Annotated in this window: 12 protein-coding genes; 5 read left to right on the top strand and 7 right to left on the bottom strand. The window is 44.7% G+C overall.

Annotated features, from left to right (window positions below):
- Positions 1–5 precede the first annotated feature (5 nt).
- Positions 6–11,759: a T9SS type B sorting domain-containing protein gene (locus GO495_RS18580; protein ID WP_157301221.1), complete on the bottom strand. Its 11,754-nt coding sequence runs from the start codon at positions 11,757–11,759 to the stop codon at positions 6–8.
- A gap of 695 nt (positions 11,760–12,454) precedes the next feature.
- Here GO495_RS18580 and GO495_RS18575 point away from each other — a divergent pair.
- The 5 genes from GO495_RS18575 to GO495_RS18555 all read left to right on the top strand — a co-directional run bounded on the left by GO495_RS18575 (position 12,455) and on the right by GO495_RS18555 (position 20,329).
- On the top strand, positions 12,455–15,034 hold the full coding sequence (locus GO495_RS18575; RefSeq protein WP_157301220.1) for an NACHT domain-containing protein: 2,580 nt from the start codon (positions 12,455–12,457) through the stop codon (positions 15,032–15,034).
- A 57-nt stretch (positions 15,035–15,091) separates the two neighbouring features.
- Complete coding sequence (locus GO495_RS18570; protein ID WP_240915258.1) at positions 15,092–16,012, top strand: transglutaminase-like domain-containing protein; 921 nt, start codon at positions 15,092–15,094, stop codon at positions 16,010–16,012.
- A gap of 133 nt (positions 16,013–16,145) precedes the next feature.
- Entirely contained in the window at positions 16,146–17,885 is a 1,740-nt protein-coding gene (locus GO495_RS18565; protein ID WP_240915257.1) for a chloride channel protein, read from the top strand.
- A gap of 9 nt (positions 17,886–17,894) precedes the next feature.
- The gene (locus tag GO495_RS18560; protein WP_338075444.1) at positions 17,895–18,443 is read left to right on the top strand and encodes an NAD(P)H-dependent oxidoreductase; all 549 of its coding nucleotides are present in this window, start codon (positions 17,895–17,897) and stop codon (positions 18,441–18,443) included.
- Between the two features lie 8 nt (positions 18,444–18,451).
- Positions 18,452–20,329, top strand: a complete 1,878-nt coding sequence (locus GO495_RS18555; RefSeq protein WP_157301218.1) for a monovalent cation:proton antiporter-2 (CPA2) family protein — start codon at positions 18,452–18,454, stop codon at positions 20,327–20,329.
- Here GO495_RS18555 and GO495_RS18550 read toward each other — a convergent pair whose 3' ends face one another.
- From GO495_RS18550 to GO495_RS18525, 6 genes are all read right to left on the bottom strand, one after another.
- The gene (locus GO495_RS18550; protein ID WP_157301217.1) at positions 20,330–20,578 is read right to left on the bottom strand and encodes a hypothetical protein; all 249 of its coding nucleotides are present in this window, start codon (positions 20,576–20,578) and stop codon (positions 20,330–20,332) included.
- A 12-nt stretch (positions 20,579–20,590) separates the two neighbouring features.
- Positions 20,591–20,818, bottom strand: a complete 228-nt coding sequence (locus tag GO495_RS18545; protein ID WP_157301216.1) for a hypothetical protein — start codon at positions 20,816–20,818, stop codon at positions 20,591–20,593.
- A gap of 594 nt (positions 20,819–21,412) precedes the next feature.
- On the bottom strand, positions 21,413–22,996 hold the full coding sequence (locus GO495_RS18540) for a DHA2 family efflux MFS transporter permease subunit (protein WP_157301215.1): 1,584 nt from the start codon (positions 22,994–22,996) through the stop codon (positions 21,413–21,415).
- Positions 22,997–23,133: 137 nt separating this feature from the next.
- Positions 23,134–24,264: an HlyD family secretion protein gene (locus GO495_RS18535; protein ID WP_157301214.1), complete on the bottom strand. Its 1,131-nt coding sequence runs from the start codon at positions 24,262–24,264 to the stop codon at positions 23,134–23,136.
- Positions 24,265–24,319: 55 nt separating this feature from the next.
- Positions 24,320–25,684 carry a TolC family protein gene (locus GO495_RS18530; RefSeq protein WP_157301213.1) on the bottom strand — a complete coding sequence of 455 codons (1,365 nt, stop codon included), beginning with the start codon at positions 25,682–25,684 and terminating at the stop codon, positions 24,320–24,322.
- Positions 25,674–26,297: a TetR/AcrR family transcriptional regulator gene (locus tag GO495_RS18525; protein ID WP_157301212.1), complete on the bottom strand. Its 624-nt coding sequence runs from the start codon at positions 26,295–26,297 to the stop codon at positions 25,674–25,676. Before GO495_RS18525 ends, GO495_RS18530 begins: the two co-directional genes overlap by 11 nt.
- Between the last annotated feature and the right edge of the window lie 684 nt (positions 26,298–26,981).

The following is a 26,981-nucleotide window of genomic DNA, read 5'->3' as shown; positions in this document are numbered from 1 at the left end:
TTTTATTAACGGACAATAGTTATCGTGCCCTTCATATTTACAACGGAACCATCCTGGAGCGTAGCACGCAATACATAGATATATACACCAACCGGTTGCGGACGTCCGCTCACGGTACCATCCCATCCTTTACGCTGATCCTTGGTTTCATAGATCAGCTGACCGAACTGGTTATAGTACCTGATCACAACACTAGCGATAGTATTGCCATAGATGTAGTGTACATCATTGAATCCGTCTCCGTTTGGTGTAAATACGTTCGGTACAAATATTTTGTTACCCTGCGGATTCTTTGCCTTGCCGGTTACCGCAACAGACAATGCACTGGTTTCACATGTACTACCGCCTAGCGCTCTTACCCTGATAGTCACAGACTGGTCCGGAGAAAGTCCTGCTACCGTATGAGAAGTTCCGTTGCTGCCTGAACTTGGTGCAGAATAAGTGATACCATCGTCCAGCGTTACCTCATAGGCTGTTGCGCCTGTTATCGGAGCCCATGAGAACGTTACAGCATTAACAGTGGTAGAATCTACTGTTACTACCGGTGTTGCCAGCACTTCGAGAACGGTTACCGGTACGGCAACTCTGTTGGTACTGGTACAACCACCTTTTGCAGATACTTCTACATAATAAGTAGTGCTTGCACTCAGCGATGGTGTTTCGAATGTTGAGCCGGTAAATACAGCGGCGCCTCCTGTAGCATCTGTATACCAGCGGAACTCAGCACCCTCAGTAATAGAGGCAGCGGTAAGCGTAGCTGATTCCCCAGGACATATACCTGCTTCATTACCAGTTACAGTTACATTATCAGATGGTGATTCTATGGTTACACTTACTGCAGTACGTATAATGCTGGAACAGCCCGTAGCATTCAGCGCTTCCACATAATACATCCGGTTTGTACCGATAGCTCCTGTTGTGAAGATTGCTCCTGTGCCTGCCAACGTACCTTCGGTTGGAGAATCGTACCAGCGGTAAGTCAGTGTTGCATCAGGATTTTGTACCTCCAGTGTGGCAGTTCCACTCAGACAGGCGGTTACCGATGCATTGGCCACAACAGGTGCAGTTGGTGTGCTGTTAACCGTTACCGGTACAATCGTGCGACTCTGGCTGACACAGCCACCGGTAGCCGCTTCTACATAGTAGGTTGTATTTGCTGTCAGTGTAGAAGTTGTAAAGTTTGCACCTGTAAATACAGGTGTTCCTCCCGTTGCGGCCGTATACCATTTGTAAGAAATACCTGCCTGCGGACTGGTCACGGAAAGCACGGCGGACCGGCCGGAACAAACAGTTGCACCAGGCGCCAGCGGCGCATCTATTGAATTCACGATCGTTACAGTTACCCCTTTACGTGCCTGACTGCTACAACCAGTGCTGTTCAACGCTTCCACATAAAAAGTGGTATTTACGCTCAACGGACCCGTTGTATATTCTGCACCTGTTGATAACAGGTTACCGCCTGCAGGCGCATCATACCAGCGATAGGTAAGGGTTGCATCCGGATTTAATACATCCAGTGTTGCAGTACCACCTACACATGTTACCAGGTTAGCAGAAACAACGTCCGGCGTTGGTGCTGCCGCATCTACCAGGATACTGACAGTAGCGCGGGATGCACTTACGCAGGTAGTTCCTCTTGCTGCCTGTACATAATAAGTCACATTAGCAGTAACCGCTGGCACATTGAATATAATGCCGGTGAATACGAGTGTTCCACCTGTTGCTGCATCAAACCACTGGTAAGTGATACCTGTTTGCGGATTTTGTATCGCAAGCATTACATCTTTACCTGCACATCCCCTTACACTGTTTGCTGTCAATGTTGGTGCATCAGGTGATTGTCCAACAGTTACAGTAGCACTGGCCCTTGCACTTGCGCTGCCACATTGTGAAAGTGTATTTACAGCTTCTACATAGTAGATAGTAGTAGAAGTTAATAACGGCGTTGTGAATTCAGGTCCTGTAAATACAGCTGTTCCTCCGGTCGCGGTTGTATACCAGTTATATGTAATACCCGCAGTACTGGATGTTACTCTCAATACGGCGCTGCTGCCGGTACAGGTACTTACATTGTTTGATTCCAGTGTTGGTACAGGAGCAGCTGTTGCTACCAACACACTTACCCTTGCCCTTACTGCACTACTGCAGTTTCCATTGCTGGCCTCCACATAGAAATCTGTATCCGTATTTATTACCGGTGTTGTAAAGCTGCTTCCACTGCCTAATGAGGTACCGCCTGTTGCAGCACTATACCAGCGATAAGTGAGTGTACCATCAGGGTTCTGTACGGAAAGTACAGCAGTGTTACCCTGGCAGGCGTTTACCGAAGCCGCAGTTACAGCCGGGGTACCTGGTGACGCAGCGGCAATCACGCTTACTTTCACACGACCACCAGCATTAGCGCAGCCATTGCTGTTTACAGCCTGTACGTAGTAGTCAGCATCTGTAGTAACATTCTGCACAGTGAAGGTTGATCCTGAAGCCGCCAGTGTGCCACCGGTAAGCGCAGTATACCATTGGTAGGTTAATCCTGTTTGCGGACTCTGTACTGCAAGTACTGCATTCTGTCCCATACATACCTGTACACTGTTACTTACCACTACCGGAGCGACCGGGTTCAGGGACACATTCGCTGTTACCTGTACCCTTGCTGTTGCTGCATTACATTGTGAAGTGGTGTTTAACGCTTCCACATAGTAAACAGTAGTGGCAGAAAGCAATGGTGTAACGAATACAGGACCTGTAAACAGAGCGGTTCCACCAGTAAGTGTTGCATACCATTTATAAGTGATACCTGTTGTATTCGAAGTTACCCTGAATGTAGCAGCAGTACCTTCACAGATGTTCACATTATTTGCTTCCAGCGTTGGTGTCGGAGCGCCTGCGCCCACGGTAACATTTGCCTTTACCCTGGTACCCAGCGAACAGGTGCCATTGCTGGTTTCTACATAGAATGCAGTGTCTGCGGTCAACACATTTGTAATATAAGTAGGACCGGTAAACAGCAGTGTACCTCCTGTTGGTGCACTATACCACCTGATCTGTACATTCAGCGCAGTAACCGTGGCCGTTAAAGTAGCCTGATTGCCGGAACAGATCGTTGCATTGTTAACTGTTGGAGTTACCAGTGAAGGCACTACGCTAACAGTAACAGGTACACGGTTTGCATTTACGCAATTATTACTGCTGCGAACACTCTGTACATAATACGTCTTCGTTGCTGTTAATATTGGGGTGGTGAAAGTTGCTCCATCAGCTACCCTGGTACCACCTACCGGTGCATCATACCATTCCAGTTTAGCCACTGAACTGGCGGTAGCAGTCAATACAGCGGATGTACCACTGCATATACTTACATTCCTTACTGCTACTACCGGCGCGGACACTTGTCGTGATGCATAATAAATATTCAGTTTCAGCAATGCGCTGATGACACCGCCCCTCAGGCGAACCTGTACACGGTCGTATGCTGCACCTGGTGCGAATGCTACAGTGAACTTAGTACTGCCGGAAAGTATTTTTACACTTAAGGAGCCACTATTCAGCAACATCGCATCGTTATTGGCAGTTGCGCCGTTAAAGCTGGATACTTCCACTGCACCAAGCAGGCTTGCATCAATTACCTGTGCCGGTAATTCCATTACTATCCGTACACTGTCGCCAGCGGCAGCTACCTGCGGGAAGATCAGCATTTGCTGTACACTTCCGTTGCCTGCGCTCAACGGTATAGTAAGAGAAGAGAAGTTATCCGTGTTTACATCTATTGTATTGGTCGGATTTTCTACTGTGCAGAGTAAACAGATAGCGGTCGTACTGCTGGTTTGTGCATTTGCAAAGTCGCAATCCGTATTTGGTACTACCGTTACTGTTAAAGTAACTGCTGTACGTGTGCCTGGACAACCACCTGCCGGAGCAACCGCTTCTGCATAGTAGGTAATACTGCTGGTTAAAACCGGTGTCTGGAATACCGCGCCGGTGAATACCGGGCTGCCCCCTGTTGCTGTTGTATACCAGTTGTAGGTTACTCCCGGGGTAACAGACGAAGCCGTTAATGTAGCGCTCTGTCCGGAAACCACCTCACGGCTTACAGGTACAGTTGTCACTGTAGGAGCCGCGGGTATGGCATTCACCGTTACTGTTACCTGGACTCTGCTACTGCTGGTGCAGGCACCTGTAGCCGTTTCCACATAATAAGTAGTCGTGTTGTTTAATACCGGTGTATTGAAAGTTGCACCTTCAAATACGGCTGTACCACCTGTTGCTGTTGTGTACCAGCGGAATATCAGACCAGGGGTAGCAGATGTTGCCACCAGTTGTGTGCTGTTACCTGCGCAAATACTGGTGCCTGCCGGAGTGATCACCGGTACTGGCGGCTGAGTGGTTACATTCGCTGTTACTCTTGTACGGGTAGTGTTGCTGCAACCGGAAGTATTGGAAGCCTCAACATAATATACTGTAGTTGCCGTTAATGACGGTGTGGTAAATGAAGCGCCTGTAAAGATCGCAGTACCACCTGTGAGAGTCGTATACCAACGGTATACAACGCCGGTAGCTGCTTTCACATTAAAGGTTGCCTTGCTGCCACTGCAGATCGTTAATGCAGTTGTGTCAAGCGCCGGAGCATCCGGCACGGGATCTACCACAGCTATTACCGGTACCCGCTGCGGATTGGGACAGGTAAGGCTTGTTTTCAGTGCTTCTGCATAGAAGGTAGTAGTAGCTGTAAGTGCCGGTGTCTGGTAACTGCTGCCTGTAAAGATGGAGGTTCCACCGGTGGCAGTAGTGTACCAGCGGAAAGTAACATTAGACGGTCCGCTAGCTGTAAGTGTAGCGCGGCCTCCGGAACATACCGTATCACCTTTCACTACCGGCAAACCTACGAGGCGGCTGGCGTAATGCACATTTATGGAGCTGATGGCGGTAACCAGACCAGAGTTAAGACGCACTACGATCCTGTCGAAGAGCCCCTTTGGTTTAAAGCCTATCATCGCCTGCTGATTACCGCTTAGTAAAGTCACCTTCACCTGCGTATTGTTCAGCGCAACAAAATCATTATTGGAAGTAGCTCCGTTGTAAGACCCAATCTGTATTGTAGATAACAGGCCAACGTCTGCCACAGAAGCATCAAAAGATAAACGGATCTGAATACTGTCATTCAGTTCGCTGATCTGCGGGAAGATCAGTGTCTGTTGTACGTATCCACCCAGTAAACCCAGTACCACATGTAGCGTAGAGCTGGTAGATGTACTGTTATCCACTGCTAGTGCCGGATTCTGTACAGAGCAACCTAAACATATTCCATTTGCGGTATTCGTTTCAGAAGTGGCAGCATCACATGGAATATCATTACCACCAGGTATAACGGTAGCTGTTACAAATGCCCTTGCACTGCTTTTACAACCGCCGGCATTCACCGCTTCTACAGAATAAGTAGTAGTGGCGGTTAATGGCCCTGTATTAAATACGGCCGCGTTGAAGATAGAATCGCCAGCGGCATTATACCATACGTAACGGATGTTCGTACCTGTTGCACTTGCGGTGAAGAGAGCGCCCTGGCCGCTGCTTACAGATGTACCCAATGGGGTAACTGTAAGTCCGGTTGGTGCAGCACTCACGGTAACTTTTACACGTGTTCTTGTTACGCTCTTACAACCATTATTGTCAGACTCTACATAGAAGGCAGTATCCGCAGTTAATGCGTTGGTTGTGTAAGTCGCGGCAGACGCCAGCAGCATACCACCGGTAGCGGCAGTATACCAGCGGAAGGTAACACCCGGAGGCGCTGTCGCCAGCAATGTTATCTGACTGCCGGTACAGATACTTCTGGATGCAGCCGTAGGCGCAACAGGAGTAGTACCCACATTCACCGTTACCGGTACTCTTGTAGGATTAGCACAACCGAAGCGGCCTGCCTCTGCATAATAAGTTACAGAAGAAGTTAATACAGGAGTAATGAACTGTCCGCCTGTCCCTACAGCAGTTCCACCCACGGCATCTGTATACCAGGCAATATCTACAGCATTGGGAGAGGTAGCTGTTAAAGTGGCCGTAGTACCACTGCAGGTATTGACGTTGGTCGCCGCAACTACAGGTCTTGGTGTAACCACAGCAGCGAAGTATACTTTCACACTGGTAAGTGCTGTCAGTAAACCATTAATACTTACTATTACGCCATTAAATGTTTTGGCGGTAGGTATCGTCACGCGGAACCTGTTACCGGTATTTAACAACGCCAAACGTATCAGTCCGTTATTCAGGAATTTAGCATCCCCGTTAGCTGTACTGTTATTATATGTTTCTATTCTGATGCCTCCCAGCAGGGCAGCATTTACTAACTGACCAGGTACTTCCAGATCAAGGGTGATGCTATCTCCCGCAGGATAAGTATGTGCATATTGTAATAACTGTCCTACATAACCTGCGGCACTTATAGTAGCGTTGATAGTAGAAGCAGAATTCGTATTCTGATCTACTGCCAGCGCGGCATCAGACACACTGCATAACAGGCAGACACCTGAAATAACAGGACTTTGCTGCTGGGTAGCATAACTACATGGTGTTGGTTCTGTAGGCAGATTTATATCTACCCTTACCATTGTACGGGTTGGGCTGGTACAATTGTTCGCAGGGTCTTTTACCTCTACGTAATAAACCGCTGCTGCTGTAAGCGCAGCGGTTGTATAAGTAGTGGCATTGGCTTTCAACACAGTACCTCCCACAGGTACATTGTACCAGTTGTACTGGTATGCAGGATTAGGATTGGAGACCGTGAAAGTAGCCGTTTGCCCGGAGTTGATGGTTTGTACTGAAGGCGATACTAATGGCTGAGGTAAACCTACCATTACATATACTGCTTTACGAACAGGGTTTGTACAACCACTGCCGGAAACAGCTTCTACATAATAGATCGCATTTGTCGTAGCGCTTACAGTATAAGTAGCCCCTGTTGCCAGAACAGTACCGCCTGTTGGCTGGTTATACCAGCGGAAGGATGTACCCGGACCAGTAGCTTTCATTGTAGCAGATCCGCCCAGACACATGTAAACAGTGTCTTTTTCAACTGTTGGCGTGCCGGCGAATATTTGAGCAGAATATACTTTGAGTGCTGTTAATGCAGTCGCCAATCCATTCAGACGGATGTTCACCCTGTCGAAGTTTGCAGCAGGAGCAAAGGTAAAGAACAGGCCACGGTTACCGTTTATCAATTTAAGATTAAGCAGTTCAGGCGCTAACGTTACAGCATCGTTATTAGCAGTTCCTGCATTGGAAGAAGATACCTGAATACCGGACAACACACTCAGGTCTGCCAGTCCAATCTGGAAACCCAGCTTAATACGTACGCTATCACCCTTTACTCCCGCAGCGGAGAATATAAGGGATTGCTGTACATAAGAGCCTACACCCAGAATGGTATGCATGACCGATGCTGTTTGCGTACTGTTATCCACCGCAGAATCCTGCTTCTCTACATAGCAGCCGATACAGATACCGCTGGTAGTTGTTTGCTGACTGGCAGCCCCACCACAATCAATATCACTTACAGGAGGAGTTGGTCCGCCATTACCGTTCAGGGTAACGGAAACCGGAGTACGTAAACTCTTACAACTTGTGTTACTCGCATTCACCGCCTCTGCATAGTAAGTAACATTTGCTGTTACCGGTGGAGTAGTAAACTGTGAACCTACAAATACCGGTGTTCCGCCGGTTGGTACAGTATACCAGTTATACTTATAGGCTGCATTCGGAGATACAACATTGAAAGTAGGTGTTGCACTTTGTGCTACGGACGCTGAAGATGGTGTTACATTCACACTGGGTAATCCCAGCTTCACCTGTACAGGTATGCGCGTTTCACTACCGCAGCTATCAGTGCCCGCTGTTTCTACAAAATAAGTAGTGTCTTTCGTAATAACCGGAGTAGTAAATGTGGCACCATACCCAACCGGGGTACCACCAGTATAACTGGAGTACCACCGGAAGTTATAGCCATTGGGGCCAACAGCACTCAAGGTGGCAGATGTACCGCTACATGCGTAGACGGTACCTGCACTTACCTGTGCTATGGGAGTAACTATTTGTGCATAATAAACATTCAATGTGCTTACAGCTGTCAACAGCCCGTTTACGCGAATCTCCACCCTGTCAAATGCTTTGGTAGCAACAAAAGCATAAGAACTCTGTTGTACCCCACTCAGCAAACGAAGCCCTAATAATTGCGGACTCAATGCCGTCATATCTGCATCTGCAGGACGGGAGCCATTACCTAAACCAACACTGATACCAGCCAGCAAAGTAACATCCAGCAATCCTGTATTATTACCCAATCCTATCCGCACAGTATCACCCGCCTTTCCTGCCTTGGCAAATACCAAATCCTGGTATACTGTTGATCCCAGCCCTACTGTTGTGCGAAGTGAAGACGCTGTTGCGGGCAGGTTATCTATTGCATTACCAGCATTAGATATTCCGCAGAGTAAACAGATCCCTATAACACCATTATTCTGCGTTTTTGCTCCACTGCAGGACAATGCACCATTGCCACTGGTATTTGTCACGCTCACAGATACCCCTGTACGTTCAATACTGATCAATCCATCAGTAGGAGAAACAGCTTCTATATAATAAGTTTTATCCTGGTATAATGGCGGTGTGGTAAAGCTGCTGCCGGTATATACCGGAGCGCCCCCCGTTTTTGTTTCATACCAGTTGAATATTGCTCCGGGTATGCTGGGAAGAGTAGCCGCGAAAGTAGCTGTCTGACCCGCTGTAATACTTGCAGAAGAAGGAGTAACCGTTACAGGTGTCATAGCCGCTGCTTCAAACACATACAACGTATTATCCGCCGCCAGCAGGCTGCTGATATCTATCTGAGCAGCATCAAACGTTTTTGATACGGGCACTGCTATCCGGAATTTGCTGATACTATTCTTACTTAATAATTGCAGGTTCAACAATGGGCCGTTCAGCAATTGCCCATCATTGTTACTTACATTATTCAGAGAAGTAGTGACCTTGATGGCCCCTAATAAAGAGGCATCTGCAATCGGATCTCCTTTAGTTCCGAGAATGAATATGATACTGTCCCCACTGTGATATACACCGGGGAAACTGATTTTTTGTCCTAATGTAGTAGCTACACCCAAAGGAAGTGACAAAAGGGAAGCACTGCTTGTATCTCCATCAACAGCAAACTGCGGATTCTGCACCGTACACAATGCACAGGCAATGCCACCGGTGACAGGAGATTGCTGCGCTGTACCATACGTCCATAAAGGGCCATTACCGCCACCTATCATAACAGGAACAACCGTGCGCATAAGACTTACTGTACCGGCGGGGTCCTCCGCTTCTACATAATAATTGGTATTGCGGATCAATGCGGGTGTTTGAAAAGCACCGCTGCCACTGAAAACAGGTGTGCCACCGGTTGGGGTAGTATACCAGTTAAATGTGGGATTAGTAATTCTTATGGAAGGCGTTAATGTAATACTGGTATTGTAAGCTGTCTTAGCAGGGTCTGGCAATACCTTTACAGGAATCATTGCAGCCACTTCATACAGGTCAAGGGTACCGGCTACACCTGCTAATCCTCCGAAATCAACCTGTACACCATCAAATGTCTTAGTAGCAGGAACCGTTACCCTGTACTTATTTGAATTATTCAAACCAGCGCCAAGGAACTTTATACTTACAGCAGAACTGTTTAATGTGACAGCATCATTGTTTGATACGGCAGGACCGGCGATACTATTATTATAAGTGGTTACTTTTACTTTAGGTAAGAGTACGGCAGCAAGGTCCTGTGAAGGCGAATCCAGGAACAGCACGATGCTATCGCCTGCCTGGTATACTCCTGGTAATTTCACCAGTTGACCCACAGTGGTAGCTATTCCCAGCGGAATTGTCAACGTAGAGGCAGTGGTAGTATCACCGTCCGCAGCAAGTAAAGGATTACTCACCAGGCAACCCACACAGGCTAAGCCACCGGTAACAGGACTTTCCTCATCCTGTCCGAAACTCCAGATCGTACCTGGCCCACCTGCTACTTTAATGGTAACCGGTGTACGTGTATAGCTGCTCAGGTTATCCCCGGCAGCATATGCTTCTACATAATAGGTAGTCGTACGGTTCAATGCTGGTGTAGCAAAAGTGCCACTGGTTGCTATGGGTGTACCACCTTGCGCATCTGTATACCATTTGAACACAGGCGATGCCACGCGGGCATCTACCGATGCAGTTAATGATACAGAACCACCAGCTGTTGTAGCAGGATTGCCGGGCGTTACTGTCACCGGAATAGATGCCGCAGCTTCATATATGTTTAAGGCGCCAAATGCAGCAAAGGCTGTGGTAAGGCTTACCTGTACCCTGTCAAAATCTTTGGTGACCGGAACTGTTACGCGGAACTTACGGGATGTTCCGGAACCCAATCCCAGCATATCTACATGTATCACACCAGCACTCAGTGTGATAGCATCATTATTGGCAGCAGCACCATTAAAGGTTTGTACCTGTATGCCACCTAATACACCAACGGACAATGTCTGACCGGGGATTTCCAGGTCCAGTATAATATTATCACCCGCTTTATAACCGCCGGGGAATTCGAGTAATTGTCCTACAGAGGTAAGCGCACCTAACGGCAAAGTAATTCTGGAAAAAGTGGTTGTATCAGCATCAACTGCATTACCCGGGTCATCTACATAACACAAAGCACAGGCTATACCACCTGTGATGGGGCTTTGCTGCTGATCTCCATAACTCCACAATGGACCGGCACCGCCGCTCACCTCTACGGTAACAGGTGTACGTACATTGCTCGTCAAACCATCCGTAGGAGAAGTTGCTTCTACATAATACGTAGTACTGCGTTTCAAAGCAGGTGTGGTGAAAGTGCCGGCAGATGAAACAGGAGTCCCGCCTGTAGCAGATGTGTACCAGCGGAAAGTCGCATCCGGGATGCGATTGATAGAAGATGAAAAGGTGACTGTTCCTCCTGAAGTAATGGACGGCGCTGCAGGACTAACAGTTACTGGTATAAATGCAGTAGCCTCATACACGAGTAATGAACCAAAACCTGCAACTATTGCAGAAAGGTTCACCTGTACTTCATCAAAGTTTTTAGTAACAGGGATAGTTACCCTGAATTTTGGCGTACTGCCTGTACCAAGTCCCAGCAGATCTACGCGGGTAATGGCATTATCAAGTGCAACCACGTCGTTGTTTGCCACACCGCCATTAAAGGTAGTGATGGATATAGCAGAAAGTAATTGCAGAGACAATACCTGATCGGGAATCTCCAGATCCAGCGCTATTCGGTCACCGGCAAGATAACTGCCGGGAAATTTTAATTTTAATCCCACTCCGCCAACAGCGCCAGCAGGTAGTACCATCGTGGCAGCAGTGTTCACATTGCCGTCGATAGCGTTTGCAGGGGCTTCTACAGTACAAAGGGCACATGCAACGCCAAAAGTAACAACGCTCTGACTGCCGGCATAACTCCATAAGGGGCCGGCTGCTGTAATATGCCTGTCCGCGGCCATCCAGTCATTCCTCTGTATAGGAGCATTGGGATGTACTTTCAGGTATTTATTTAACCAGGTTATTACTTCACTGTTACTGTTTTTGGCAATAACCAGGGAAGCCGGTAACTTCTTTGCGTAAGTAACCCCGACCGGTAACCCAACCAGCCAGATTAATGAGATAACAGTAAATATAAAAGCTTTCAGAGGGCTTTTAGGAGTAGCGTTAAAATGCATAGCAATCAATTAGTTCGGGTTATAAAGCGTGTATGTTTATAGTTTATTTTCTCACAATCATTTTTCAGGAACTTGATGATCTATACACTGGCAGGTTATGAAGTTCGGGATATGAAGCAGGTCGATACAGGTAAAGGCCAAGAGCACAAGACTGCTATCCTTTTTTGCTAAATACTTTTTTGGTATTTGAGCCACGAATGTAGGCTGACAGGGCCGTAAAGCGATAAGCCATTTTATCCAGTATTGCATGCTCATCCTTTTTATTCATTTAATGAATAATGCAGTTCTTTTTGTTCATTATTGATTGTTGGCAACGAAATTGAGAGGAAGACTTTGAGGGGTTGAGAACTGGGTTTATCGTTCCATTTCACGCTAAATAGAAAGATTTATGCAGAAAAATTTATTTTTTTTTAGATAATATCTGATAATCAACCTAAAAACCACTCTAACCATCTAGTTAGCAATACTAATCAAATTTAATTAATCAATATTTGATGAATCTGTTTTATTATTTTCCTAAAACCTATCTTTCAGTCTTTTATTAATAATCAAAGATTATTATATTCGGTTCATTCAAATATGTCTTGTTCATTTTATTCATTTTGAATCAAATAAATCTGAACTGAAAACAGCATCGTAAGTTTACTAATGATACCAAAGTCCATTAAATCCTTAAAATCCATTATTGTCCCCACATGATAGATCTCTCCTATGACTTTATCATAACGTTACAGAAGGAAGTATTGCGCAAATTCGGAGCTGATTCCATTATACCGGGAGATTGCAAGCGACTTTCTCAGTCCATATTGGATAAAACCACTAAACTGGTTAGCGAGACTACTCTCAAAAGAGTATTCGGCTTTGCTACGACTCTACATAGCTTCTCACGTTATACATTAAATACTTTATCTCAATATTGCAATTATAAAGATTGGGATGATTTCCAGTCCAGACACTTTCATCAATTACAACTTGATACCGAAGGCGCTGTACCTGAAATAGATGATAGCAAATGGACAGAGCTCATAAACAAAGCGACAGCCGTTTCACATTATACGATTCTTACACTCAAGAACCGTTCAGGAATTCCCTTTGCATCCACAGTTCCAAGATCACATTGTTTTTCACACATAGAGCGCTTCCTGGGAAGTGATTATGCTGCTACCGCATTTATCGCTCCCTCCGGCTGGGGCAAATCCATTACACTTGTGCACCTGGCAGAGCATTTCTGGTTCAGCAAAGAAGCTAAATACAAACAGGACGTCTGCTGGTTCATTCATGCACATGCCGCCGGCAACATGTTGCTCAGAGGCTTTTCACTGGCTTCCTGGCTGGATAACCAGCTAAATCTGGGCACTGGTGAAAATTTCCGCGAATACTTCTCAACACACTTTGACACGAAAGGAGGACGACTGATCCTGATCATAGACGGGTTTGATGAAATCTCTCTCTTGGGAGATAAGATGAAACTACTCTATACCAAACTGGAAGAATTTGTATATTCAAATGACCGTTTCCCATGGGTTAAAGTGATCCTTTCTATCCGTAGCAATACGTGGTCGGAAATTTTCCAGCACTCTTTACAATACCCGGCATTCCGCCGCTACTGGTATCTTGGGCCTGAGATGGATGAAGAAACCAATATCAACCTGCCCTGTTTAACCGAACAGGAAGTAAAGGCCGTATTATATAACCACCGGCTGGACCCTGCTACCGTTCGTACTTTCAGTGAAGGATTCCTCCAGAAACTCCGGTACCCCTACTACCTGCAGCTGTTCTGCCAGATAAATACAGGCCCCGAACAAACCTTCGTGGATGAGAACCTCAGCCTCTTTGAAATGGTATCCAGGTTTGTACAAAGCAGGGTATTCAACTCACAGAGCAATACTTTCAAGATAACAATCATAGAGAAACTGCTGCTGTTACTGGACTTTGGAAAGGCCGGCCAGTATACAGAGAAACAATTATTGCTGAATAAAAATGCAGACCTCTTTCCCGCATATAAAGAGCTGCTGACAGATAATATCCTGGTAGAGGAAAACCTGAGCCAGGAAATCATGTTCCATGTAAAAGTGCGCTTCGCTCATAACGTACTACTGGAATATTTTACCGCGATGCATTTCATTCACGAATCAAAAATGGTGGTGGATACAAAGATGCTGCAACATGTGCAGGAACAACTTCCGGCATCTTCCTATCGTGTAGGCGTGTTCAAATGGCTGCTCCGTTATGCCATCAATAATAATCAGACGGCCAGTATCCACAACATGTTTTACCTCCCTCTCACTAACATGGAGAAATCTTACCTGCTGGAATATCTCGCAGTGTACTATCAACATGAAGGAGATAAACAGGTGATGCTGAAATCCATTTTTCCACAGGGGTATTTCCGCAAACATCCTTTACACAGGTTCCTCAACGATAATTTCGTTCACTTCAGTAAAAAGAAAGTACTCAACGCACTGCTGGACCTTGCCGAACTACCTGAAGACAAAATAAAAATCCGAAGTATTCTCTTCATTATGTCTTTACTGCAACTGGATGCAGAACAATGTGAACAGGAGTTGAACAGTATCAAAAAACTGATAAGTCATGAACAGATTGAAGATGACCTGTGGGTTACTCCACACGAACTTTACCTGTTCATCTACGAATACATGAAGTTCGGTCTGGTCAATGAAACCATCAAAGACAAGATCTATAACTATTCCCGGTATCTTAACGGTACTACCCGGCAATCCCCTTCTGTTTCAATGGAAATGGTATTACGCCTGATGGGGTTTGCATTTGTGCTGAAGAACGACTATACCCATATGCTCAACTACACCAAACGCGTTTTTGAATGTTATCCGCTGCTGGTATATCAGAAAACAGATCCCCTTCGTTTGTCCCTTCTTTGCTGGCAGGCCTATGCGCATATGGGGATGGGCAATTTTCCGGCAGCATCTAAAATTGTCAGACATGCTGAATGCCTGATCCGGAAATATTCCTTCGATTTCCTGAACGGACGCCACCTGGAAGTTTTACAGAAACTGATCCAGGCACATATTTATTTTCATGAAAATGAATTAAACAAGGCCATCCGTACCGCAGAAGCAGCCATAGATATTTCCCAGAAAATGGACTTCAAGCTATTCATCCTGATGGGATATCAGCTACTTAGCAAGATATACCCACAATTACAACTGGATAAACCACAAAACCAATCAAAACAACAGATTACACTTATTAATAAAAGCACCTCTTTTAGACAGATCAACAAACTGTGGATGTAAAAAAGGGAGAACAGGATAATCTCTCACCTTTTCTTTATCTGGCATAATTTTGCGTTATTGCATAGCATAATGGCCATAGATGAAAGCAAATACACCACTTTCCAGCATTTCCTCCTCAACCTCCTGAGCTTGTTGACGATCATTCCGCTGGCACCCTACATGAACAGGTACATACCACCAATTGTAGCCGGGGGATTGCATGTGGACATGTTCGTAGCCGTATTGCTCGCTTTCTTTTTTACCCGTTTATTATTCTGGATATTTAAACCATTGATCGTTCCTGCGTTTGTACTGGTATGCAGTATATTATGTTTCAACTACTTAACCGATAATTACTCTTTCGATAATGTATTAAATGATTATAAAGGGATGGTCCAGGGTAACTGGGGCGCCAAGAACAGTAAACAGCTGGACATCCTCAGTCTCTATCCTCATCGTGTAGAGAGTTACCGCGATAAAACGGTAAGGGGGATCCGGGATAAAGTGAATTATAAAGATTCCCTGGTACGTAATTTCTCCGTAACCCACTCCCTGACCGACTTTGATGAATACTTCCCGAAATATGGCAAGGTATCCCGTTACCTTGCCCTGTTCCACTATATCAACAGGAATTTCAAATACGTGCCGGATACCCGTCGTGACGAGTATTTTGCCACTCCCCAGGAAACCATTCAAAATGGCCTTGGAGGTGATTGTGACGATCATTCTATCCTGATGGCCTCGTGCCTGCAGGCCATTGGCGCCCGTTGCCGTATAGTACTTATCCAGGGACACGCTTACCCGGAGCTTTATTGCGGCGGCAGAGAGGATTTTGAAGTAATAAAACAGGCTATCGTAACTTTATTTCCCCAACCACCTGTAAGAGAGATCCATTACCACGAAATGAAAGGAGAGTATTGGATCAATCTTGATTATACCGCCCGTCATCCCGGCGGTCCATATATGAATGATAAGGTCTATTCATTAATCGAATTATGAGGAAAAGCAAATGAGCCATTTTAACAATATAAAGAAGTATCACAGTTTTTTTAGATTCAGGAGAGATTTTGAGAGATATAGCCTGAAACGTGCCAGGAGTTATGAAATTATTATTCACTGGTTACATAAAAAAATGAGCAGGAATCAGTTCCTGATCCTCTCTGGTATTATTGTAGGTTGTGCGGCCGGACTGGCAGGTGTTGTGCTGAAAATGCTGGTACACTATATCCACTATTTTATTACCTACAAAGTTCACTTTAACACACAGCTGATATTCTATGCTTTATTTCCCTTTCTCGGTATCGTACTCACCACCCTCGTAGTGCTGTTATTCTTTAAAGGACAATCCCGTAAAGGTATTCCGGCAATACTATATGAGATCGCACAAAATTCCAGCCTGATTCCCCAGGTAAAGATGTACTCCCAGGTATTGCAAAGCGCTATCACTGTAGGGTTGGGAGGTTCTGCCGGACTGGAAAGTCCCATCGCAGTAACCGGTGCGGCTATCGGTTCCAATTATGCACGCAACTACCGGCTGGGATATAAAGAGCGTACGTTATTACTTGCGGCCGGCGCCACCGCGGGTATTGCCGCCGCCTTTAATGCACCTATAGCAGGCGTGATGTTCGCTTTTGAAATCCTGCTCACCGGTGTCGTATTCTCTGATTTTATGCCACTCATACTGGCCTCTGTATGTGGCAGCCTGTTATCAAAGATCATTTTACAGGAAGAGGTGTTATTCCATTTTGAATCAAGACAACCGTTCAATTATTATAATGTACCTTTCTATATAGTACTGGGGCTGTTATGCGCCCTCTATGCCCGTTATTTTGTGGTAGTATCACAACGCATAGAACATTTCTTTGCAAAGCTGCAATGGTCTGCTCTGAAAAAAGCAGTATTCGGCGGCCTGATCGTTTCTTTTCTATGTGTATTACTACCTCCCTTTTTCGGTGAAGGATATTCAAGTGTAAAGCTGTTGGCAGTAGGAGATTCCGATAATATTATACAGAACAGCTTCTTCCGTTACCTGCCTGCACAAAGCTGGATGATACTGGTATTCACAGGTTGTATCTGCCTGCTGAAAGTATTTGCTACTGCGTTTACTATTCATAGTGGCGGTAATGGCGGTAACTTTGCCCCCTCTCTGTTTGCAGGTGGTTTTCTCGGTTACTTCTTTTCCATGGTATGCGTGACCCTGGGCTTTGAACATGTTCCGCTCACAAACCTTGTAATAGTAGGAATGGCAGGCGTAATGAGTGGTGTAATGTATGCACCCCTTACCGCTATATTCCTCATTGCCGAATCCAGTTCCGGTTACGACCTCTTTATTCCGCTAATGATTGTAGCCACTATTTCATTCCTGATTGCTAAATGGTTTTCTCCTACTCCGCCCGATCTTCAGCACCTGGTAGATGAAGGAAAGATATTTACCCGTGCTCATGATAAAAACATATTGTCGCTGCTGAAGATAGAAGACTTTGTAGAAACAGCGTTTCAAACGATAAACAATACTGCCACACTACGTTCCTTAATAGAACTGGTAAAACAGGGTAGCAGCCGGGATATCATTGCAGTAGTGAACTCAGAGGGGCGCCTGGACGGACTGATATCACTGGATGATATCCGTCCCATCATGTTCAATCAGGCGCTCTACGACACCACGGTGGTGAAACAGCTGATGAAGCCCCCCGCAGCATTGATTTACCTGAATGATAATGTAGCCAACGTTATCCGCCGCTTCGATGACACACATGCATGGAACCTGCCTGTCATCAATGATAAAAAACTGGTGGGCTTCGTGTCAAAATCAAGTATACTTAATCAGTACAGGCTTTTGTTGCAGGAATACTCAGAAGACACACAAAATTAAAGAACGACTGTGACCAAAATTCTTATACTATTTGCGCATCCCGCGCTTGAAAAATCCAGGGTACAGGCAGCGTTACTTCCTGCAATAAAAGGCATGCAGGGCGTTACCCTGCATGATTTATACGAAGTATATCCGGATCTCAATATAGATGTCAGGCATGAACAGTCTTTGCTCCTGCAACATGACATTATTTTATTCCAGCATCCTTTTTACTGGTACAGTGCACCCGCTATGATCAAACAATGGCAGGACCTTGTACTGGAACACGGATGGGCATATGGTAGCACCGGTACCGCATTACGGGGTAAACGGATTGGCAATATTATCACTACCGGCGGACAGGAATCGTCCTATGGTAAAGAAGGATGGAACCATCATTCCGTAGAGGATTTCCTGCTGCCATTCAAGCAAACGGCAACCCTCTGCAATATGCAGTACATGCCTCCGTATATTATTTACGGGACCCTTCGTATTACACCATCCCTCATCCAGGAAGAGGTAGTCGCTTACAGGCGGATGCTGGAAGAACTGAGAGATGGAAAATCCCTGACCCAATAAATTATGCTATGGAACATTCTTACTTTTTTATAACAATGATATACCTGGCTGCCGCGGTCATCTTTATACCGTTAGCCAGAAAACTTGGGTTAGGCTCTGTATTGGGATACCTGCTGGCGGGTATGGTCATCGGGCCTTCCATGCTGGGATTCATAGGACAGGAAGGACAGGATATTATGCACTTCGCGGAATTTGGAGTAGTGATGATGCTGTTCCTCATCGGCCTTGAACTGGAACCAGCGCTACTATGGAACATGCGGGCCCCCATCCTCGGATTAGGCGGATTGCAGGTATTGATCACTACCGCCGTGATCACAGGTGGCGCATTATTACTCGGTCAGCCACTGAATGCATCACTGGCACTGGGTATGACGCTGTCACTATCCTCTACGGCCATTGTGCTGCAAAGTCTCAAAGAGAAAGGTATCCTCTCTTCTTCAGCCGGACAAAGTTCCTTCTCTGTATTGCTGTTCCAGGATATCGCCGTGATTCCCATGCTGGCCATCTTCCCGCTGCTGGCAGGGGTCAGCTCCACACATACTGACGACGGGCATACACTCCGCGATAACCTGCCTGCATGGGGGCAAACACTCATGGTGCTGGGAGCGGTAGTCGTGATCATAGTAGCCGGCCGTTATCTGATAAAACCTTTACTGCGTATAGTTGCCCGCGCCCGTGTGCGCGAGCTGTTCACCGCTTTCGCTTTATTGCTGGTTGTCTCCATTTCGGTGTTAATGTCGCTGGTTGGTTTAAGCCCTGCATTAGGGGCATTCCTGGGCGGCGTAGTATTGGCAAACAGTGAGTACCGCCACGAACTGGAAAGCGACGTAGAGCCTTTTAAAGGGTTATTGCTGGGCTTATTCTTTATAGCAGTAGGTGCGTCTATAGATTTCAAGCTGGTATTATCCATGCCATGGGTGATCATAGGGTTGGTAGCTGCACTGATGGCAATAAAGGCTATCATCTTATTAACGCTGGGCAAAGTATTCCGTATCAGTATAGAACAGAATCTTTTATTCGGGGTGGCTTTGTCACAGGTAGGAGAATTTGCCTTCGTGTTATTATCCTTTACAAATCAGTACAACATACTGCCGCAAGCTACCGTGAGTATTATGACTGCCGTAGTTGCCATCAGTATGGCGTTTACCCCATTGCTCATGATGCTGTATGAAAGAGTAATACAGCCACGCTTCAACGTAGCAGACAAGAATACCCGTCAGCCGGACGAAATACATTTACAGGAAAAACATCCGGTTATCATTGCCGGTTTTGGCCGCTTTGGTAATATCGTTGGCAGGTTTCTTCGTGTAAACGGCATCAAGGCAACCATACTGGACCTGGACTCTGATCGTGTGGATGCCTTACAGAACTTAGGTGTAAAAGTATATTACGGGGATGCCTCCCGTCACGACTTGCTGGAAGCTGCCGGAGCAGCGGACGCGAAAATAATTATTATTGCCATGGATACAGTAGAGCAGACACTGGAAGTGGTAAAAGTAGTACGCAAACATTTCCCTCATCTGCAAATGCTGGTGAAGGCAGAAAATATTCCGGATACTTATGAACTGATGGACCTGGGCGTATTACACATCTACCGGGAAACACTTGATACATCTTTACGTATGGGAGCCGATGCACTGAACATGCTGGGTATCAGGGCTTATCATGCACACCGTATAGCCAGCACATTCCGTAAACAGGAAGACAAAGCATTGAAGGGACTTTCTGCTATCAGGAACGATAAGAAATTATATATAAATACAGTGAAGGAACGTATAGAAGAACTGGAAAAACTGATGGCGAACGATAAGATTACCCGTTGGAATTCTCCCGCACAGGGCTGGGATGAAAGTTCTCTGATCAATGAAGCGAACGAGGATCAGTAGTTACTGATCCTGATTTACAGCTTCCACAATCCTGCGGGCTATTTCTTCCAGCAGGCCTGGTTCCATATCCGGCATATGAGACTGGATGTCGCCGATAGCACGGAGATATCCTTCTTCATCTTCTTCGAAAGTAATTTCATGCTGTTCTACAGTTACTTTGAAAGTAGCTTTGTACTGTTGTAAATGCGGATGCACCTCAAGGATATGAGGTTTGTCCATGTATTCAAACTTTAATATGAAATTCTCCACCTGCCTTAATTTTTACTGTATATCAATACTCCTGCTTCTCATTTTCACTTTCTCTTCTCTTGATAACTGATGAATAAATAAAAGTGAAAAGTAAGCAATTGCGCTGATGATAAGAATATATCCAATGAAACCAAGTGTATGGAACACACGGAACCACACCCAGTCATTGATAACAGCGTATTGTGCTAAGATGGCGAATAATGTACCAATGGTTGCAAATGCAAAAGCAATTCTCTTCATAAAGAGTTAATTTTGGGATTCTTCCTTTTATTATAAAATTGATCTTTCCGTTCTATTAAAATCGTTGGTTAATTCTAATGCTGATTATTGGGGGCAAACCTGATGCCATGACAATTAGATAGCGCAAAGGTACTATCCATGATTATTTCTTCGTAGATATTTTTCCACATTTGAAGGAAATACACCTGAATGTGTATAAATCTACAAATACAGATAAAATGCACATAATTGTTACTTTATCTATATTTATATTCACTTTTATAATTAAATAGTGTTATAATTGTGCATTTTTACAAAGCCTCATCAATGACAAGATTAGACTTATATCTAAAGTATATTATTAGTCTTATCAGGATGATAAAGTAGATATTAACATTCCAACTTCTTTACTTCTCTCTCTGCAGAAAAAAATCGCATTTCCACATAACGAATAAAACTTAAACACACCGAAACAATGAAACGGCCTGCCCTGTCGCGGGAGGGCCCTTTTTTATTCTTGCCTTATACCTATTAAAAAAGCCGGAATAAGATTATTCCGGCTCATTACCTAAACCTACAACTGTTACACTGTTAGTAACATATCTTTAATATCTTTTAGTGCATCGCACTTGCGTCTAATTTTCCTTTTTGTTTATTACTCTTCACCAGCAGCATCAACGGTATACAGATAAGGAACAATACTCCCAGATACAGGAACACTTCCATATAAGACATTACCACTGCCTGTTTGCCGACATTATAGTCCATTGCCCGGTAAGCAGTTCCGAGTGCGGCTTTTGAATCCATACCCTTACTCATAAAACCGTTCGCCATACTATTTATGCGGTTGATCACATCCGGATTATTCGTATCCAGTTTGCTCACCAGATCTGAACGGTGAGACTCGTTACGGCGTGCAATAAATGTGGTGATCAATGCCACACCAAAAGAACCGCCCAACTGTCGCATCATACCCGTAAAGGCCGCACCCTGCCCGATCTGCTGACCTTTCAGTGTGGATAAGGAGAGCGCCGTAATCGGAATGAACAACATACCCATACCTACCCCGCGTACTATCAGCATCCAAAAGAATGCATCAGCGCCTGTATCAGGTGTTATTATTTTATATCCCCAGAAGCTATAAACAAAGAACAGTAACATACCGAACGCAATCAGGTATGGCTGCGGAACACCTTTCTCCAGCAGCTTACCGATAATAGGCATCATAAATGCCGTGGTAAGCGCCGCAGGAATCATCAGCATGCCGGATTGTGTTGCTGTCCAGCCTAATGTACTTTGCGTATACAGCGGAATAATAAATGTAGATCCATATAAACCGAAACCAAGTAAGAAAGATAGTAGTGTACCAACTCTCAGGTTCCCGTTTTTCATTACTCTCAATTCTACTATCGGATTTTTATATACCAGCTCTCTCCAGATGAAGAAGAAGAAAGCAAGTACTGCCGTAACCGTTAATAGTAATATGGTAGTATCATTAAACCAGTCGTCCTCCTGCCCGCGTTCCAGTACAAATTGCAGGGATCCCACTCCCAGTGCAAGGAAAATAATACCGAACCAGTCAATCTCACTTGCAGATTTCTTTTCACCATATTTCGGACTTCTTACGAATTGCAGCGTAAGAAGAGTTGCAATTACACCAATAGGGATATTGATGTAGAAAATGTAAGGCCAGGAGAAGTTATCTACGATATAACCACCTAACGGGGGGCCTAAGGTTGGACCGATGATTACACCCAAACCATAAATCGCCTGCGCCATACCACGTTTTTCAGGAGGATAGCTCTCTGTGATAATAGTTTGTGAAGTTACCAGCAGTGCACCACCGCCAAGTCCTTGTATGAAGCGGAATAACACCAGTTCCCACATAGTGGAAGCGTTACCACAAAGAAAAGATGAAACGGTAAAGATGATAATGGAAACCGCAAAATAATTGCGTCTTCCGAATTGCTGCGCCAGCCAGCTGGTCATTGGCACAATGATCACATTACCGATAGCGTAAGCGGTGATCACCCATCCGATCTCACTCAGAGTAGCACCCATGTTACCGCGCATATCATTCAATGCAACGTTAACGATAGTGGTATCCACTATTTCAAGCAACGCGCAAAAAATGGCAGTAATTGTAATGATCACCCTGCGGGCGCCATACTCTACTAATGAATTTTGTGGCAGTTCCATCCCTTTATTCAATTATGTGTGTAAAAATCAGCTAGCGAATGTTCAATTACGAATTACGACGTGCGAAGAATAAATCCAGTCTTAGAGTAATACCATTCCCGTAATTCGTAATTGATCATTCGTAACCGATCATATTTTTAGTCCAGGTGAACATCTACGACCACGTTCATACCGGGGCGGAGTTGTTTCACTTCGGGCTGCTGATCAACATTCACAAATTCGATCTTCACAGGCAGACGCTGTACAACTTTTACGAAGTTACCGGAAGCATTATCCGGAGGCAGTAAAGCGAAACGTGCGCCCGTAGCAGGAGAGAAAGACGTAATCTTAGCTTTCAGTTCTTTACCCGGGAATGCATCTACGTGTACACCTACTTCCTGACCAAGCTTCATTTTATCCAGCTGTGTTTCCTTGAAATTGGCAACAACCCAGATATCATGAGATAATACTACGCTGAATAATGACTGACCAGCCTGTACCAGCTGACCTGGTTGTACGTATGTTTTAGATACTTCACCATCTTCAGGAGCTGTGATGATTGAATAGCTCAGTACCAGTTTAGCATTGTCAATTTCTGCCTGGCGCTCTTTGATGACAGCCTTTGCAGCATTGATCTGTTCAGCAGTAGCACTGCTTTGTGACGCTACAGCAGAAGTCTGGCGGGAAGCCACATTCTTCTGTGTCTGTAACACATCCAGCTGACGTTCTGCGCTCTGTTTTGTAGCCAGAGCCTGTTCGTATTGCTGTTGGGTAATAGAATGATCTTTGATCAGGTTACTGTAACGTTCATAGTCCTGATTTGCACGCCATAAATTTACTTTGGCAGCTTCGATCTGTGCACTTACAGTAGCAATGTTTGCTTCTGATGAAGAGATATTGGAATGAGCAGCATTACTGTTGGCGGCTGCTACTGCAACGTTAGCCTGTGCTGCTGCCAGAGCGGCTTCTGCCTGTTCCAGCTTTATCTGCAGGTCTCTATCGTCGAGAATAATGAGGGTATCACCTTTCTTCACACGCTGGTTATCTTTTACACGCACCTCTTTCACATAACCTGTCACCCTTGGAATAACAGGACTTACATTCGCTTCTACCTGTGCATTGTCCGTTTCTTCATGGTGCTGTGCGTGGATGTATTTGCTGATACCAAAGGTACCGCCACCTATTACCAGGATTGCCAACACGATGATGAAACGATAGTTCTTCTTTTTAGGCGCTTCCTGTGCACTATTAGACCCTTTATTTGCAGCTGTAGTTGTTTGCGTTTCCATATAATATATATATGATTGTTATCTTTTACTATTATTGATTGCGATTAATTTCTCTCTATTTACCAGATACAAGCGGACCAGATTCATTCAAAAGACCAGCTGTTTCAAGTAATTTGGTATAGGACACCATAGCATCTGCTTTTGCAAAAGCACGGTTCAGTTTAGCCTGGACATTGGCCACGTCAGCTTCCAGCAGATCCGTAGTAGTAGCGAGGTTATTCTCCTGCTTATTTTTTACGATCTTATAATTTTCTTCTGACTGATCGATGGCTGTCTGGTACATATCTATTTTCTTCTGGTTTACCAGGTAATCCTGATATGCCCTGTTAACAGCGATATGAATATTATCGGTCAGCATCTCTTCATTTACTTTCACCTGCTGTAACTGCACCTTAGCTTCTGCTACTTTCGAACCATTCTTCCAAAGGCTGGAAGCGTTATATTTTACACCAATACCTGCGTTTACTGCGTTGGTTACGGTTAAAAAATTCGGAACGTCCAGGGCTACATAACCGCCGGTTAAAGCTACGGAAGGATAATAAGCGCCTTTAGTAGCCTTAATATTTGCATCTGCTGCTTTTTCACGAAGACCTAACGCTGCTGCATCTTTACGGTTCTGTAAGGCCAGTACCTCCCATTCAGTTACTGCTTTGGCTCCTGCTGGCACCTGCTGATCAAAAGCATTCATATCTATTGCCAGTTCGGTACTTTCAGGTAAACCCAGTAAGAGGTTCATACTAATGTTTGCCAGTTTAAGGTTGCTTTCTGCCTCCAGCAGGGATACTTCTACATTGGAAGCCTGTAACTGCGCTTTTAACAGGTCGTTTCTGGCCATGATACCATTTTTCTCAAGGTTGGAAAAATCGGTAACCCTTTGCTGCTGCTGTTTCAGGTTCTCCTGAACAAGCAATACCGCCTGTTGTGATTTATATAGATTGCTGTATGCATCAACTGTATTTTGTATCACAGCTTCACGGTCTTTGTCCGCATCCAGCTTTGCGGCTTCTGCCAGGTAACGGGCAGATGCTTTCTGGCTCTGGAGGATAAAACCGGAGAAGATAGGCACGGATACTGTAGCCATCGCATAGGCCACCTGATTTACTTTAGGTGTGGAAGAACCACCACTGCTGCTGTCACTGCCCGTTTTCAGACTTACGTTAGGGCTGTTAATTCTTAAGTAAGATCCGGAAACGCTCAGATCCGGTAATTGAGCATTGCCAGCTGTTTTAACAGAAGCAAGTGCTGCGTCTATTTTTGCCTGACTTAGTTTCAATTCTTTACTGTTCTGAATACTAAGCGTTATGGCCTCTTTCAGAGAAAGAGTCTTTTTGTCCTGTGCCTGGCTACCGGAATATGGCAATATCAGCAATATACCTGCCACCAGGGACCATAAACGCCTGTATGTACTATTAAGCTTCATGGATTAGAATGGCTTTAAACAATTTTTTTAAATAGGTGCTTATATGAATAATTAAATATTCCTGTAACTGCTCGTCTGACAGATGTTCCAAATTGCTCAGACGCTGAAAATGATGTCTTGTGGACATAATATGGTTAGTGGTACCCGTAAGCGTACTCACCATCATCATAATATCTACATCGTTAAATACCCCTTTCTCCTGTCCTTCAATAATAAAGTTTTTAATGACCTCGTAAACTTCCTTTTTGTTCTCGTGGATCAGTTCATTAACTTTTATATCTATCTGGATCTGCGCACGGATCATCATCAGGTGAAAACAGGGATTACTCATCACCCTCTGCACATATGTTTCAACCAAACCGTCAAAACGAGCCTCAAATGATTGGGTGTTATCCTTTAAAAGATCTTCCAGCACTAATTTCCACGCATGTATGCGTTTGAGGAAAATCGCTTCTATCAGTTTCTCCTTAGATCCGAAGTAGTAGGATATCATTGCAATGTTAACATCAGCCTCATGAGCAATATCCCTGACAGAGGTCCCGTGGAACCCCTGAGAAGCAAACAGTTGTTCCGCCGCCTCCAGGATTGATATTTGCTTTTGATTGTATTCCATATGCAATTTGTATTGTGACGCAAAGTTAAACAAACATTTAATTAAATCAAACGACCGTTTAAATATTTCATAAATAAATACATCTTTAAGCTGATTTTAAGCTCTTTAGATAAATAGACAACCGGGTAGACTACATGAAAATCAGCAGATTATGCCAATATTCTGTTAAAACAAAAATTTTTGAAGTTTTATAAAGCAGACCTCTCTCATAACATTAAAATCTGATATTAACAAATATCCGAATGCTATAAATGCAACTTGAACAAAATGATTTTGGCAAAATCACAATGAACAGAATGGAATCATCATATTCCAATTTTCCATTTTACTTTTGATGCAACGATTATTATTGTTGACCATTTTATACCTACAACTATGCTTCTGTAAAATCACCCAATACATAATTTACATATCCATTGTTTGTAAAAGGGACATGCCGATAATGTCCCTTACCAAAATTTTACATTTTCCGATAATCCAAGGTTGAAAATAACGCCAGGAGCGTTTTCCAGCGCTTAGGCCTTTCTATTTCATCTAATCAGGCTTATGGTAACTTATAATTTCCAGGTCCTGAAACGGAACTGGTGATAATTCATTAATTCTAAAGTTGACCAAGATCCACAAACCCGGGATGCTTTCCAGTATCCCGGCTATCTCTAAAGACAAATAACAAGCTAATAAAAA

Origin of the sequence: Chitinophaga oryziterrae, assembly GCF_009758125.1 — a bacterium.
GTDB lineage: Bacteria > Bacteroidota > Bacteroidia > Chitinophagales > Chitinophagaceae > Chitinophaga > Chitinophaga oryziterrae.
This window is presented reverse-complemented; position numbering and strand designations above follow the sequence as displayed.